At 44.7% G+C, this 15150-nt stretch carries 11 protein-coding genes; 9 read left to right on the top strand and 2 right to left on the bottom strand.

Going from position 1 to position 15150, the window contains the following annotated elements:
- Positions 1 to 245 precede the first annotated feature (245 nt).
- From BAU14_RS05315 to BAU14_RS05300, 4 genes are all read left to right on the top strand, one after another.
- The gene (locus tag BAU14_RS05315; protein ID WP_161899051.1) at positions 246 to 1202 is read left to right on the top strand and encodes an ABC transporter permease; all 957 of its coding nucleotides are present in this window, start codon (positions 246 to 248) and stop codon (positions 1200 to 1202) included.
- 10 nt (positions 1203 to 1212) lie between these two features.
- Positions 1213 to 2118: a carbohydrate ABC transporter permease gene (locus BAU14_RS05310; protein ID WP_161899050.1), complete on the top strand. Its 906-nt coding sequence runs from the start codon at positions 1213 to 1215 to the stop codon at positions 2116 to 2118.
- A gap of 81 nt (positions 2119 to 2199) precedes the next feature.
- A complete protein-coding gene (locus BAU14_RS05305) occupies positions 2200 to 3780 on the top strand; it encodes an ABC transporter substrate-binding protein (protein WP_161899049.1) in 1581 nt (526 codons plus the stop codon).
- Positions 3781 to 3909: 129 nt separating this feature from the next.
- Complete coding sequence (locus BAU14_RS05300; RefSeq protein ID WP_161899048.1) at positions 3910 to 4611, top strand: YesL family protein; 702 nt, start codon at positions 3910 to 3912, stop codon at positions 4609 to 4611.
- A 515-nt stretch (positions 4612 to 5126) separates the two neighbouring features.
- Here the strand turns inward: BAU14_RS05300 and BAU14_RS05295 are convergent.
- A complete protein-coding gene (locus BAU14_RS05295; RefSeq protein ID WP_161899047.1) occupies positions 5127 to 5894 on the bottom strand; it encodes an SDR family NAD(P)-dependent oxidoreductase in 768 nt (255 codons plus the stop codon).
- Positions 5895 to 6223: 329 nt separating this feature from the next.
- On the opposite strand from BAU14_RS05295, the gene BAU14_RS05290 reads away from it, so the two are divergent.
- On the top strand, positions 6224 to 8890 hold the full coding sequence (locus tag BAU14_RS05290) for a beta-L-arabinofuranosidase domain-containing protein (protein WP_161899046.1): 2667 nt from the start codon (positions 6224 to 6226) through the stop codon (positions 8888 to 8890).
- A gap of 84 nt (positions 8891 to 8974) precedes the next feature.
- Here the strand turns inward: BAU14_RS05290 and BAU14_RS05285 are convergent, their stop codons facing one another.
- Positions 8975 to 10240, bottom strand: a complete 1266-nt coding sequence (locus BAU14_RS05285) for a glycoside hydrolase family 27 protein (protein ID WP_161899045.1) — start codon at positions 10238 to 10240, stop codon at positions 8975 to 8977.
- A 319-nt stretch (positions 10241 to 10559) separates the two neighbouring features.
- Here BAU14_RS05285 and BAU14_RS05280 point away from each other — a divergent pair, with 319 nt between their 5' ends.
- The 4 genes from BAU14_RS05280 to BAU14_RS05265 all read left to right on the top strand — a co-directional run bounded on the left by BAU14_RS05280 (position 10560) and on the right by BAU14_RS05265 (position 15117).
- Positions 10560 to 11474: an aldo/keto reductase gene (locus BAU14_RS05280; RefSeq protein ID WP_161899044.1), complete on the top strand. Its 915-nt coding sequence runs from the start codon at positions 10560 to 10562 to the stop codon at positions 11472 to 11474.
- 145 nt (positions 11475 to 11619) lie between these two features.
- Complete coding sequence (locus BAU14_RS05275; RefSeq protein ID WP_161899043.1) at positions 11620 to 12708, top strand: GntR family transcriptional regulator; 1089 nt, start codon at positions 11620 to 11622, stop codon at positions 12706 to 12708.
- Positions 12709 to 12758: 50 nt separating this feature from the next.
- Entirely contained in the window at positions 12759 to 14351 is a 1593-nt protein-coding gene (locus tag BAU14_RS05270; RefSeq protein ID WP_161899042.1) for a xylulokinase, read from the top strand.
- Positions 14352 to 14409: 58 nt separating this feature from the next.
- A complete protein-coding gene (locus BAU14_RS05265; protein ID WP_161899041.1) occupies positions 14410 to 15117 on the top strand; it encodes an L-ribulose-5-phosphate 4-epimerase in 708 nt (235 codons plus the stop codon).
- Positions 15118 to 15150 lie beyond the last annotated feature (33 nt).

Genomic DNA, 15150 nt, shown 5'->3' with positions numbered 1-15150 from the left:
TGTGCGTTAATAGAAATCTATGCTATTATATTTTTGTAAACAGTTACATTTAGTACTAATTAAAAAATGATAATCGCGATTAAGTAATTGTTAAAGAAAACGTGTAAGCCTTTACTTGCGGTTTTAGCGTTAGTTAAGTTGGTAACTTATTAGTATCGGTGAATCGCGATCTTGGAAAGGATGATGAGAGCTAGGAGACGAAGAAACAAAAGTACTTGTTTTTTCAAGATGAAAGGGGTCGAGTTATGGAAATGAACACATCTGTTGAAGCAGTCAAGCCCTCAAAAAAATTGGGGCTAATCGGAAAGCTGAAAGCCAATAAAGTTTTAATCGCCATGTGTTTACCGGCAGTCATCTTCTTTATAGTCTTTAGTTATTGCCCGCTGCCAGGGGTCTACATTGCATTTACGAACTTCAATTTTCGAGACGGCATTTTTGGAAGCCCATTTGTAGGATTCAAAAACTTTGAATTTTTAATCAAATCTGGGCAGCTTTGGTTGTTGACGCGTAACACTGTGCTTTACAACATTGCATTTATTGTTTTAGGTAACTTACTACAAATTACATTGGCGATTATGCTCAATGAAGTGAAAAATAAGTTATTCCGCAAGGTTTCTCAAACGATGATGTTTTTACCTTACTTTATTTCGGCAGTTTTGGTTGGAGCGATCGCGTTTAATATTTTGAACTATGATACGGGGGTTTTAAATACCATTATCAAGTCATTTGGCGGCGAACCTATGAAGATCTATAGCATGAAAAATCTCTGGCCTTTCATCATTGTCATTTGTAACTTGTGGCAGGGAACCGGCTATGGCTCCATCGTATATTTTGCAACTATTACTGGAATCGATAACAGTATCATCGAAGCAGCTGAGGTGGATGGTGCTAACACTTGGCAGCGAATTCGCTACATTATCATTCCGAGTTTAAAACCGACATTCGTTATTTTGTTCCTCTTCTCTTTGGGGGGCATCATGAAGGGAAACTTCGGACTTTTCTGGAACTTGATAGGTAATAACAGTCAATTATATCCAACGACTGATATCATTGAGACTTCTGTTTATCGAATGATGATGTCGCAAAATAATTTCACATCTTCAACGGCAGTAGGGTTGTATCAATCAGTCTTCGGATTTGTATTAGTTATGTTTAGTAACTGGCTAGTACGCCGCATCAATAAAGACTACGCATTGTTCTAGGAGGGATAGTATGGCGAAAAAAAAGAGCAAAATCAAAAATGATAAAAGCGGTGTCGCCTTGCAGGTTGTCTCCGTCGTCTGTGTAGGACTTTTTGCACTGGCGTGTTTGTTGCCATTTATTTTGATTGTATCGGCTTCTTTTAGTAACGAGAGTCAGATTATGACAGAGGGTTTCGGATTGTTACCAAAGGGGTTCTCCACACGAGCTTACGAGTTTGTTTTTGCTAATCCTAAAATGATATTGGGATCTTATGGAGTAACCATCTTGCTGACTGTGGGAGGAACGATTGTCGGTTTGTTCATTATTGCAATGACTGGCTTTGTACTTCGGCGTCAAGATTTTCATTTTCGTGATCAGCTTTCCTTCTTCATCTACTTCACAACATTGTTTTCAGCTGGGATGGCACCTTCTTACATTTGGGTATCACGCTATCTGGGGCTGAAGGGAAGCTACATGGCAATCTTTCTGCAATTACTAATGTCTCCATGGTTGATTATTTTAATGAAAAATTTTGCGAAATCAGTGCCTTTTGAAATTGTTGAGTCGGGCAAAATCGATGGTGCTGGAGACTTTCGGATTTTTTACCAATTGGTGTTACCAATGTTAAAACCAGCATTGGCAACAGTAGGCTTGTTTTTGGCATTGGGCTACTGGAATGAATGGTATTTGTCCTCGCTTTATCTAGGCTCAGCGGTGGACTTCAAACCGTTGCAATACTATCTGTACAACATTATCAACAAAGCCGCGGCTTTGCGAGGGTCGGTAGCCGGTGCGAATGTAGATATGTCGAATCTGCCGTCAAATACACTGAAAATGGCAACAGCAGTAGTCGCAACAGGACCAATCATTTTTCTATATCCTTTTGTGCAGCGCTACTTTATCTCAGGGATTACTATCGGCGCAGTCAAAGGATAAAAATTTTACAAATGGTTTACCGGACTAATCAAAATATTTGTGATGAGAGGTCCTAACATACAAAAACTGGGAGGTTTTGAAATGAAGAAAGGGAAGTTTACCAAATTTTTGAGCGGTGCATTAGTAGTAGCGGCGGCCTTGACGACATTGGCTGGCTGCGGTAGCGGAGGTTCGAGCGGGGATCAGGGAAACACAGATGGTAAGACTAAGAAAGTGACCATGTTAGTATTGGGAGATAAGCCAACAAATGGACGCTATCAAAATATGCTAAAAGAGCTCAATAAAAAAGTTCAAGAAAAAGGCGTTAATGCAGAACTTGATCTTTACTATGTGGAATGGGCAGATTGGCAAACGCAATACAATACACAATTACTGTCTGGTGATAGTTCTATTGACTTAATCACCACAGCTACCGACTGGCTGTATGCTTGGGAAAACGCTCAAAAAGGAGCCTTCCTGGGAATGGATGATGAAATGCTGAAGGAAAATGCACCCAAGACTTATGAACAAGTGTCCAAAGATGAGGACTGGGACATCACGAAACTACCCGACGGAAAGATCTATTTTATTCCAGAAGACAATTATACGCAATTTACAAATCATGGTTTCTTCTATCGTGGGGACTGGGCAAAGGAAGCTGGCTTTGAAAATGGTGAAATTACTAAAATGGAAGATTTCACCAAATACTTCCAATGGATTAAAGATAATAAAGAAGGTGTCGTACCTTGGGATGTGGCCGGAGCAAATGCTGCCGTATTAGATGGCTATCTCTTTGGCCATACAGATTATCAAAATTTGATTGGGGTTAATGCCGGTAACTATGCCATTTGGCAAACAAAAGAATCCGATCCTTACACTATCCAGTCAGCGTGGATGGATTCTGATGCAGTCATTGAAGCGGCTAAATTGGCAAAAGAGTGGAATGATATGGGCGTTTGGCGAGAAGATGTACTGAACTACGACGGAGATACGCGTAATTTATTCTTCGAAGGTAAAACTGGGACTGACCAGCACCATGCGCAAACATTCTATGGTTCCATTTATGACCAGATGACCAAAAAACAGGAAGGTTCTGACCCGAAATTCTTCTATTGGGGTCAAGAAAATAATAACTATTTCAAAGACATCAAGACTCACGGGGCGATGGCAGTCAGCGCCAACTCTAAAAATCCGGAACTCGCTTTACAATTGTATGATTTGCTGCGAAATGACGAAGAGTGCTACCGTTTAATCAATTATGGTATCGAAGGCACGGATTATGTGGTAACTGATGATGGCAAATTAGACTATCCAGAAGGGTATGATGCTGCTAAAGACGGTCTAGGTGCCAACTTCTGGGCTGGACGTATGGATGAGTTTGAATTGGATAAAACCACTGACATGCCTACGAAACATGAAATGATTGATGGATTGTTGGAAAATGCTAAAGATTATCCATATGAGAATTTGATCTTCAATAAAGATGCGATTGAGTCCTATCAATCAGCGATGGCTTCCGTGTTGTCTGAATACATGCCGCAATTGATGACTGGTAAATACGATGATCCGGAAAAAGCCGTCAAAGAAATGCGGGAAGCACTGAAACAAGCTGGTTATGAAGAAGTAAAAGAGTCTCTACAAAAGGATATGGATGAATTTGTAAAGAACAACAATTTGAAATAGTAGTCAAAGAGAAGTCGTAGAGAAAGCCACTGGGGTTCAATTGACTGCTTCTATAGCTGCTTTTTGTGACAGGCTGTCTTGCAATTGGACAGTCTGTCTCATACATAGAAATCAAAGGAGGCGTCGAAAATGAAGGGACTTTTTAATCTAGATTCACCTTTTTCCCGATTCATGGGGCGATTGGGGGACCTAATGATCTTGAATCTGCTATTTATCGCAAGCTGTTTGCCACTGTTTACCATTGGAGCTGCTGTTAGCGCGATGGCCCACAGCATCAATCGTATGTTAGCAAAAGATGAGACGAGTCCTGTTACCAATTATTTTCAAGCCTTCAAGTTGAACTTTAAGCAAGCAACGATTCTTTTTGGTGGTTTACTTTTTGTCGCAGTAGTCTCTCGTGCCTGGTTTGTCGTCGCAAATATTTATTTGTCGGAGTGGAGTCAGCTGATGATGAAAGGCATTCTTTATGTGATCTTGTTGCGTCTAGTGATGATGGGGATATGGCTTTTTCCGCTACAAGCGAAATTTGAAAATTCCCTCAGAGGGACACTGAAAAATGCATATTTAATGAGTTTTCGTCATTTTCTGACGACTTTTATGGTTAGTTTGCTTATTGGATTGTCTGTATTAGTGACGATTTTTTATCCGGCCTTTGTTGGTTATGGCATGTTTTGGCTGGTGTTTTTATTTGCTGGGCTTGCTTTTTTGACTGGTATTTTGTTCAATCGAGTATTTGATAGATATATTCAACGACAAGCAGTAGAAGACTGTGGTAGATCAGGAGAAAAAGTAGATTCTGCTTTAGCGGTTACATCGAAAGGTAATCGGTAAGTGTATGAATGAATACGCTTTTCTTCTACTAAGGTGAGGAAACGGTTATTATAAATTGGAGATACTTCACAAGGAAACGAGGTATCTTTTTTCTTGCAAGCTGGAATAGCAACGCAAAAGGAGTATCTGTCATAAGTAATTTCCAAGTGCGAAACAGCGTCTGTTTAACAACAATGAATAAAAAGTATACGGATGATAAAATTTGTCACATTCTTTATGTCCTATTCCAAAAAGAGAGAGCATTACCATACCTGAAAAGAAAAAGAGTGAATTGGGCAGACTTCCCTTGATGAAATCAAGGAAAGTCTGCTTTTGAAATTTTTAGCAATGAAAAGCCGACGATCTTCCAATGATTTTAATCGAAGATCGTCGGCTTTAGGAGTATCACGTTTGGTATTGTTCGTCTTGTAGGACGGTGACCCAACTATTGTCGCAGCCCCGCAATCGATGTACAGATGTAAAAAGAAACTAACACCGTTTTTGGAAGCGTAAGTGCATTTTGGAAAAAATTAGGTTTAAATGATACTCATACCACCATCCACCACGATAAATTGTCCGGTGACATAAGAGGACATGTCACTGGAAAAGTAAAGAATCGTGCCATTGAGCTCGCCACGTTTTCCGGGACGTCCCATGGGATCTTGAAAGTTATAGCTGTTGAGAAATTCTTCAGACTTAAAGAGAGTGTTTTCTGTCATTTCCGATTCAAAAAGCCCGGGTCCAATTGCGTTGACAGTAATATTGTGACGGCCGTAAGAAGCGGCCATTCCCTTGGTCAGCCCTAATACAGCAGCTTTTGAGGCGTTATATGCGTGACGAATGAATAAGTCTTGCTTGTCGGCAATCACTGCATTAATGGAAGAAATATTGATGATTTTCCCGTAATTCTGTTGGATCATGTAGGGCACTGTATATTTGGCTGCCAAAAAAATTCCTTTTGCATTGGTGTCCATTGATTTGTCCCAAGCCTCGGTGGTGAGTTGGTGGACGCCACCGCCTACAGCGATGCCAGCATTGTTTAACAAAATATCGATGCCACCGAAATGATCATGAACCGCGGTGATAGCTGTTTTGACACTCTCTTCGTCGGTGACATCGCACTTATGGACGAAGACGGCTACACCAAATTGTTTTAGTTCTTCTGCTAGTTCGCGACACTTTTCTTCTCTCCTAGCCAACAGTGCGACATTTGCGCCGTTTTCGGCATAGGCTCTTGCAGCATCTGCTCCCAGACCACTGGAAGCCCCCACGATGACTGCTGTTTTTCCCTTGATTGCAAACACTTGAACCACTCCTTTTATTGTGCATAATTTTACAAGTATTATGGTAGTCCTTTTAGAAGTAAATGTAAACGCTATCAAAGAATATTTATGACAGATTAACTAGAGTGTTTGGTTTTGTTGCGATTTTCTGAAAAATAGTAGGAAGTATGTAGTTCATACATGACTTTTAAATAGCATTTACCAATCGTTGTCTAGCGATTCTAGGTAGCTTTTCTCCACTCTGGCCTAATAGTTCTAGCAAAACTCCACCTTTTCTGAGCTTTTTTCTAACTACAAGACTCTTGTTTCTCGCTAGAATAAAAGTATCAAAGATTGCAAAGGAGACAATCATGAAAACCATTGCTACGCATCAAATCACCATCACCGATCCTTACGTCAGTCGGGCACAGGCAAATCTTGAGGCATACCTATTAAGTCTAGAGGCAGAAAAATTTTTATATGAAATTTATAAAGTAGCCGGACTGAAACCGTTGACCAACAGCGGCTATCAGGGCTGGGAACGCAGCAACAAAATTAATTTTCGAGGACATTTTTTCGGACATTTCATGTCCGCACTAGCATTGGCGTATCAAAGTGCGTCAGATGAAGTCGTAGCCCACGCCTTCAAAGAAAAGATGCGGGCTGCTGTCGGTGGATTGGCGGAAGCTCAGGCGGCCTATGGCAAGCGTCATCCCGAAAGCGCGGGCTACATCTCGGCTTTTCGGGAAACAGCACTGGACGAAGTGGAGGGCCTGCCGGTAACGCCGGAGGAAAAAGAAAATTGTCTGGTACCTTGGTACAATCTGCATAAAGTACTGGTGGGACTGATGGATATCGCCGAGTACATGGCAGAGGTCGATCCGCAAACCAGTCAGCTGGCTTTGACGATTGTCAGCCGCTTTGGCGATTATATTCATTGCCGCATGCTGAAACTGACAGACAAGCAGCAGATGCTGAAGATTGAATATGGAGGTATGAACGACGGCTTGTATCGGCTGTTTGAATTGACCGGCAAAAAAGAACATGCCGAAGCCGCTGAGTATTTTGATGAAACAGACCTGTTCCAAAAGTTGGCAGCTGGGCAAGATGTCCTCCCCGGTAAGCACGCCAACACGACCATCCCTAAATTGATTGGGGCCTTGAAGCGTTACCGGGTCTTTCAAGAGGAAGACAATCAGCAGTATCTTTCAACGACAGAAATCCAGCAGCTGCCTTTGTACCTGAAGGCAGCGGAAAATTTCTGGGAAATCGTCGTTACTGGCCATACTTATTGTACCGGGGGCAATTCCCAAAGTGAGCATTTCCATGAGCCCCATGAACTCTATCATGATGCAGTGGTCAGAAATGGTGACTGTACCTGTGAAACCTGCAATACCCACAATATGTTGAAGTTGTCCCGCAGCCTCTATGAAGTCACCGGCGAGGCTAAATACCTGGATTATTATGAGCGGACTTATATCAATGCGATCCTGGCTTCACAAAATCCGGAAACCGGCATGATGATGTACTTTCAGCCGATGGGAGCCGGCTACAACAAGGTCTACAATCGCCCTTATGATGAGTTTTGGTGCTGTACCGGAACTGGCGTGGAAAGCTTTGCCAAACTGGCGGATACTTACTATTATACTGATGGTGATTGGATTTTGGTGAACCTGTATTTTTCAAATGAGGTTTGTCTGCCAAAATACAATGTGCTGTTACGTCAGAAAACAGACCGAAAAACTGGCCATAGCCGCTTTACAGTGACAGCGTTGGATCCTGAGCAGCCGGTTCAGCCCCTCAAACTGGGCTTGCGGCTGCCGTATTGGGCCAAAGAGTGGCGCTTGACGAATCAGTCGACGGGGGCTTCTTTGACGAATGAGATCAAAGCCGGCTTTATCCTGCCACAAGAGCTGTTTGCGCCGGGAGACAGTTGGGAGCTGACAACAACAATGGCAGTCAAAGTTACGGCAGCGCCGGATAATCCTCGTTACCTCGCCTTTGAATATGGTCCGTATGTTTTGGCAGCCGGTCTTGGAGGAGAGGCAGTCGCGGAGGATGTACCAAACGGGATTCTGGTAAGAGTCGGCACCAAGCAACCGCTACTACCGGATACGCTGACAGTGGCGACAGAAGACTGGATTGAACAGGCAGCGAGCCATTTGCTTCCGGAAGCTGTTCCCGGAAAGCTGCTGGGTTTTCGTTTGAATGAAGTCGCCGAAGACCTGGTGTTCACCCCCTATTACGAAATGCACGGGGAACGTTACGGGATTTACTTTGAAGTGCTGCAGGCGGATTCTGAAGCGGCGCAACAGGCCATCCGTCTTAAAAAAGAAGCATTGAGAAAACAACAGCTGGTCGTGGCCGAACTGCATAATTTTGATGAAAACAACAGTGAGTATGCTAAAAGTCTTGCGTATGAAAAGAGCGAAGTCGAAGCCAGTTGGGGGCGTCGTTATCGGCAGGCACAGGCAGCCGGTTGGTTCAGTTATGAATTTGCAATCCCGGCGGACAAAACACCGAATTTTCTGAAGCTGACTTTAAAAGCCGATGAAGTTGGCAAAGTCCTGCAGGTGGTCTTCAATGATGATCCGACTACCGCTCAGTTGTTGGACGTGGAGGATTTTGCGGAGGCAGACTTTTACGATATCACTTTGGAGTTGCCGGCACCTGTGAAGGATCGGGAATTAATCAAGGTGACCTTCAGCGGCAGCGAAGGGCAGGAAAGCCCCCGTTTGTACGGCATCACTTTTTTGACGGTATTGACTTACGGGAGCGAAAATGAGTTGCAGGAAGTCTTGGCCTGTAAAGGGGAAGTTCTCAGTCAAACGATGACAGAATTGCGGGTCCAGACGACTACTGCAAGTGAAGAAGCCGAACTGTTGTTGGAGCTGCAGAATCCGGCAGGGCTGCTCTTTGTTGACGGAATCTTAATAGACGACAGCAAGCCTCGACGTTTTGCGAAAGGGACGCATGAATTAGTGGTTACGGGAAGTGATCATCTGACCCGGCACAGTTCAGTGTTGATTGTGGAATGAGAACGGCCACTAATGGCAAACTGATTGATGAAAGCTGAATACAAAAAAACTTCCGATAACTTTTCGGAAGTTTTCTTGTACAGCTTATTTCAGCGCTTTGAACAGGCGGCCGCCGTGGCTGTTGATGGTCAGGGGCGCAGCTTTTGCCAGCTCAGTTTCTGCCCACATATCTAGCAGGTTTTCGCCGTTCAGCAGGTCTTTCAGTTCTTCCGGCAGATCAGCTGCTGCTTCACCGACATTGAAGATTCCATAGTACTCCTGAGTTTTCGATTGGGCATGCCAGATGATAAAGTGGTCATCGCGATGGAGCTGCCGACGATATGTCAGCGTCTGGTACATCTCAACGACTTCTTTATTGGTGAACAGACTCAAAGTGAAATCGTCGATATCCGGCAGGGTGCCGCCGTACATCAGCGGGGATTGAAAAATCGTCCACAGACTCATCAACAAATACTGCTCGTCTTTGGTAAAACGGGTCCAGCTGTTTCCACCCCCGCCGTCGTGAGCCCGGATTCCGATATGGCCCAGAGGCAGCATATCGCAGTCCGGCCAGTTGCCGGGACGAACAAAAGGTGCCCATTCAGCACAGCGGTCGAACATTTTGTACAATGCCTCCCAGTGGTCCCAAAAATCATCGGTCAGCCGCCACATATTAGCGTTGTCTTGCAAAAACCAGCCTTCATGAACTTTTGCCGGTCCTGGTGAGAGACTGAGGACAATCGGTCGGCCGGTCTTATCGATGGCTTTGCGGATTGCTTTGATTTCTTTCAGATGACCGCCGCCATAAAGATAGCTGTTGGCGATATCATCGACTTTGATGAAATCCACCCCCCAAGATGCGTACAGGTCCATCAGTGAATCGTAGTACAGCTGACCTTCTGGTTTGTCCACGTTGACGCCGTACATATCGGAGTTCCAAGGGCAGATGTTGTTTTCGGCAATGTCTCGGGCTCTAAGCTTAGTTCCCTTGATTGGTGTATTTTGATGGACGGCTTGGCGTGGGATGCCCCGCATAATGTGGATTCCGAACTTCAAGCCTTTGGAGTGGATGTAATCGCCTAAAGCTTTAAAGCCGCCTCCATTGGCTGACGAGGGAAAACGATTTTCCGCTGGGATTAGTCGGGAGTATTCGTCCATGCACAATGGATAAAAGGCGTGATACCAGGTTGAGTCGGCTTCCGGTTCGCTCCATTGGATATCTACAACGATATATTCCCAGCCGTATTCTTTTAAATGTTCTGCCATGAAATCGGCATGAGCCCGCACCTCATTTTCGCGAACGGAAGCGCCGTAGCAGTCCCAGGAATTCCAGCCCATCGGCGGTGTTTTAGCAAAATCCAAATGATTCATTTTTTCGTCTCCTTTAATGCTTTTCGCGTGTCTAAATTGTTGCTTTAGCAACTTAAGGATAGTCTCTTTTTTTAGCAAAAGTGGAAAAAATTGTTACTCAATAGAGGTAAATGGAAAGTATCGTCGCATTAATATCGAAACCGGCAGATGAGATTGAGAAGTTGACGAATTTCGGAATATATTTTTTTAGCACAAGCAACGAGCATAAAAATTCTCTTTCTGGTCTTTACTTCAAGCATACTTGAAGTGTTACAATGACATCGTTATAGCAGAGGAATAGCTGCATTTGCGGCTTGTTGAAAATTAGGAGGAGCTAGCGATGAAACAAATTAAATTCGGTCCAGATCAAAAAACAGTCTCAGGGATTGTCTTGGGCTGTATGCGCATTGACAATGCCAAAGATCCAGTAGAAGTTATCACCACTGCTGTGGAAAATGGTATTACTTTTTTTGATCATGCTGATATTTACGGAGCCGGAAAATGCGAAGAAATCTTCGCTGCTGCTTTGAAAAAGACTGATTACAAACGAGAAGGGTTACACATCCAATCAAAATGCGGGATTGTACCCGGAAAAATGTATGATTTTTCCAAAGCGCATATTATCGAGTCAGTCGAAAAGATTCTGAAGCGATTGGACACCGATTATCTAGATTCGTTTTTGCTACACCGACCAGATACTTTGATGGAGCCAGAAGAGGTAGCAGAAGCTTTTGATACGTTATACACTGCTGGAAAAGTCCGCCAATTCGGGGTCAGCAATTTTTCTGGACCTCAGATTGATCTGTTGCAAAAATACGTAAACCAGCCATTGATAGCCAATCAATTGCAATTTGGAATCATGCACACTGGGATGATTGACAATGGAATTCATGTGAATATGACTGATCCTCGCAGTATCGATCATGATAACGGTATTCTTGAGTATTCTCGTCTTCATGATATGACGATTCAAGCTTGGTCACCGTATCAATATGGTTGGTTTGAAGGTAGCTTTATCGACAACGACAAGTTCCCAGCTTTGAATCAAAAGTTAGCTGAGCTGGCAGAAAAATACGGCATGACCAAAACTGGCTTGAGTTCTGCTTGGATCTTGCGCCATCCGGCAAACATGCAGGTAATTATCGGAACCATGACACCATCACGAATTACTGAAATCGCCCAAGCTGCTGAGGTTAGCTTGACTAGAGAAGAGTGGTACAGTGTCTATCTAGCTGCGGGTAATGATTTGCCATAAAAAACATAAATCTGATTGATTAATCAAAAACCGACGCGAAGGGATGGCGTCGGTTTTTTTGTCAGCATGATGTTGTGAGAGAAATTCACAAAAAAGCTTTGACTTGAGGTCAGCTCCATTGTAAACTAAATGTACGTACAACTTATTGAAAGGGGTGGCGGAAACGAAACCTAAATACGAACAACTAGCAGACAATTTGCGAGAATCAATTCTTCGCGGTGAATACCAAGTGGATGAATTAATTCCTTCCGAAAATACTTTGCAAGAAACATACAAATTAAGTCGCCATACGGTAAGACAGGCTATCGGCGTTCTGGTGAACGAAGGCTTCCTACGAAAAGCGCGAGGGTCGGGCACCTATGTATCACGTCCGGACAACCTACCGAAAAAGAATAAGACCATCGGAGTCATTATGACGTATCTTTCTAACTATATTTTTCCAGCCATCATCCGAGGACTGGAACAAGAGTTAGCCAGCCAAGGCTATTCTCTGCTTTTAGGGACAACCAATAATGATCATGACCAAGAGCGGGAATGCTTGATGCGAATGCTGGATCAAGGAGTGGATGGTTTGATTATTGAGCCTACCAAATCCAATCAATACAACCCAAATCTAGCCTATTATGTGGCTATTAAGGAACGGGGAATCCCTTTTTTGATGATTAATGCTTACTATGAAGAATTGGATGTTCAAACTATTTGCGTCAATGACACTCAGTCTGGTTATTTGGCTACCAAAGAGTTAGTAGCAAAGGGACATGAAGACTTGTTGTTATTAACTAAAATTGACGATCTGCAAGGGAAATACCGAATGAAGGGGTTTATCAAAGCAGTTGAAGAAGCCGGATTAACTTTACAACCGCAAGATATCATGACCTATACGACAGAGAACAAAGCTCAAGTAATGGCTGCTGCTATTACACGATTGACTGCTGCTGATTCTACTACGACGGGTGTTGTCACTTATAATGACGAGATTGCCTATGAATTGATTGATCAGCTAGTACAAGCTGGTTTACAGGTGCCAGAAGCTGTCTCAATCGTTGGCAATGACGACTCGGCACTAGCAGTTGGCGGTCGGGTACCTTTGACAACGCTGACCCATCCGAAAGAGGAAATGGGGCGGTTGGCTGCTCAGTATATTATGGAGTCCATAAATGGTGGTGACACACCAAGTTACTATTTCCAACCGGAACTGATTATCCGTGATTCAGTATCAGTCCCGAAAAGATAAAAATACTCTGAAGGATAAGTTTAATCAAGAAAATGGAGGAATTACCCGGCATGGATGCAAAAACAGCGATTCAACAAGCCAAAACCACCTTGGGGATCGAATTCGGTTCCACAAGGATTAAAGCAGTTCTGATTGACGATGACTTCCAAACTATCGCTTCCGGCAGTTTCGAATGGGAGAATCAACTGGTCAACGGAATCTGGACCTATTCGTTGGAAAACATCTGGAGCGGACTGCAGACCGCCTACAAAGAATTGGCAGCGGAAGTTGCAGAAAAATACGGGGAAAAGCTGACGACTGTCGGCGGGATCGGCTTTTCAGCCATGATGCACGGTTATATGGCCTTCAATAAAGCTGACGAGCTTTTGGTACCTTTTCGGACATGGCGCAACGCGATCACCGGAGAAGCCGAAGAAAAGCTGACCGATCTTTTTCAATACAATATTCCGCAGCGTTGGAGTATTGCGCATCTGTATCAGGCAGTCTTGAACAAAGAAGAGCATGTCAAAGAGGTGAGCTTCTTCACCACCTTGGCAGGCTATGTTCACTGGCAGCTGACAGGGGAAAAGGTACTGGGAATCGGGGATGCTTCGGGGATGTTCCCAATTGATGTCCAAACCAAGGATTATGACAAACGGATGGTCAATCAGTTCAATGCCTTGATTTCACCGGAAGCACTGCCTTGGCAGCTGGACGAACTGCTGCCACAGGTCCTGACAGCCGGCGCAGATGCCGGAAAATTAACTGCCGCCGGTGCCAAACTTTTGGATCCTACCGGAACGCTTCAGGCAGGTATTCCTCTATGCCCTCCGGAAGGGGATGCCGGGACCGGGATGGTGGCTACCAATTCGGTGGCTGAGCGCACCGGGAACGTGTCGGCCGGAACATCGGCATTTGCCATGATCGTTTTGGAAAACGAGTTGTCTGCGGTTCATCCGGAGATTGACATGGTAACCACCCCGTCAGGCTCTCTGGTGGGGATGGTCCACACCAACAACTGTACTTCCGAAATCAATGCCTGGATGAAATTGTTCCGGGAATTTGCTGATCTGACCGGGCTGGATATTGCTACAGACGAAATGTTCGCCAAGTTATTCAACGCAGCTCTCGAAGGTGACGAAGAATGCGGCGGTATGTTGTCTTATGGCTATTATTCAGGAGAAAACATCACTAAAATGCCGGAAGGACGGCCTCTGTTTGTCCGCTCACCGGAAAGTCGCTTTACTTTGGCCAACTTCATGCGCCTGCATCTTTTCACGGCATTCGGTGCAATGAAAATCGGGATGGATATCCTGCAAAAAGAAGAAAATGTTCAAATCGACAGCATCGTCGGTCACGGCGGGATCTTCAAAACGCCAGTAGTCGGTCAGCAGGTCTTGGCTGCAGTGATGAACGCACCGGTGACGGTCATGGAGACGGCCGGTGAAGGCGGAGCCTGGGGGATTGCTCTTTTGGCAGCTTACCTGATAAACAAAGAAGCAGACGAGTCATTGGACAGCTATTTGAATGAACGGGTCTTTGCAGGAGACAAGGGTTCCACAATTGTTCCGGAAGCCCGGGATGTGGCCGGCTTTGATGAATATGTCAAACGCTATGCCGCGGGACTGCCAATCGAAAAAGCTGCTATCGAGCACCTGATCTGATATAGCATTGCCGCGGGATACATGTTTGCTGCTGGGAAATTGAAGGGAGTCATTTACGATGTTGGAAGCATTGAAAGAAAAAGTCTTTAAAGCCAATCTGGATTTACCGAAACACAGTCTGGTGAAGTATACCTGGGGAAATGTTTCAGCTGTTGATCGCGAAGCCGGACTGTTTGTCATCAAGCCCAGCGGTGTTGACTATGAAACTATGAAAGCTGCAGACATGGTAGTCTGTGATTTGGACGGCAACGTCGTGGAAGGTGCGCTCAATCCTTCTTCTGATACACCGACCCATGCGGTTTTGTATAAAGCCTTTCCGGAAATCGGTGGAATCGTCCACACCCACTCCACTTATGCGACGGCCTGGGCGCAGGCTGGGTTGGACGTGCCGGCTATGGGCACGACCCACGCCGATACTTTTTACGGTGCGGTACCTTGTGCCCGCTACCTGACACAAGAAGAGATTGACCGCGGTTATGAAGAATATACCGGGCATGTGATCGTGGAGACCTTCAAAGAACGGGGCTTGCAGCCGCTGGAAGTGCCAGGTGTGTTGCTTCACGGTCATGCACCTTTCACTTGGGGCAAGGATGCCGCTGCCGCTGTTATGAATGCGGTGGTGCTGGATGAAGTCTGCCACACCAACTGGATGGCCCATCAACTGAACAGTTATGCACCGGAACTGCCGCAAAGGATCCTGGACAAGCATTACCTGCGGAAGCACGGCGCCAATGCCTACTATGGTCAAGCAGGGCAAAGCCACTGAGGCAGCCCTTTGGAATGTCATCAAAAATTTACG

The organism is Candidatus Enterococcus leclercqii (genome assembly GCF_009933135.1).
GTDB lineage: Bacteria > Bacillota > Bacilli > Lactobacillales > Enterococcaceae > Enterococcus_C > Enterococcus_C leclercqii.
Note: the sequence above shows the minus strand (reverse complement) of the source record. Positions and strands in the feature narration are given on the sequence as shown.

Bases quoted from the DNA above. Each gene is read 5' to 3' on its own strand.
- BAU14_RS05315 (WP_161899051.1), top strand. From the start codon at position 246: ATGGAAATGAACACATCTGTTGAAGCAGTCAAGCCCTCAAAAAAATTG.
- BAU14_RS05310 (WP_161899050.1), top strand. From the start codon at position 1,213: ATGGCGAAAAAAAAGAGCAAAATCAAAAATGATAAAAGCGGTGTCGCC.
- BAU14_RS05305 (WP_161899049.1), top strand. From the start codon at position 2,200: ATGAAGAAAGGGAAGTTTACCAAATTTTTGAGCGGTGCATTAGTAGTA.
- BAU14_RS05300 (WP_161899048.1), top strand. From the start codon at position 3,910: ATGAAGGGACTTTTTAATCTAGATTCACCTTTTTCCCGATTCATGGGG.
- BAU14_RS05290 (WP_161899046.1), top strand. From the start codon at position 6,224: ATGAAAACCATTGCTACGCATCAAATCACCATCACCGATCCTTACGTC.
- BAU14_RS05285 (WP_161899045.1), bottom strand. From the start codon at position 10,240: ATGAATCATTTGGATTTTGCTAAAACACCGCCGATGGGCTGGAATTCC.
- BAU14_RS05280 (WP_161899044.1), top strand. From the start codon at position 10,560: ATGAAACAAATTAAATTCGGTCCAGATCAAAAAACAGTCTCAGGGATT.
- BAU14_RS05270 (WP_161899042.1), top strand. From the start codon at position 12,759: ATGGATGCAAAAACAGCGATTCAACAAGCCAAAACCACCTTGGGGATC.
- BAU14_RS05265 (WP_161899041.1), top strand. From the start codon at position 14,410: ATGTTGGAAGCATTGAAAGAAAAAGTCTTTAAAGCCAATCTGGATTTA.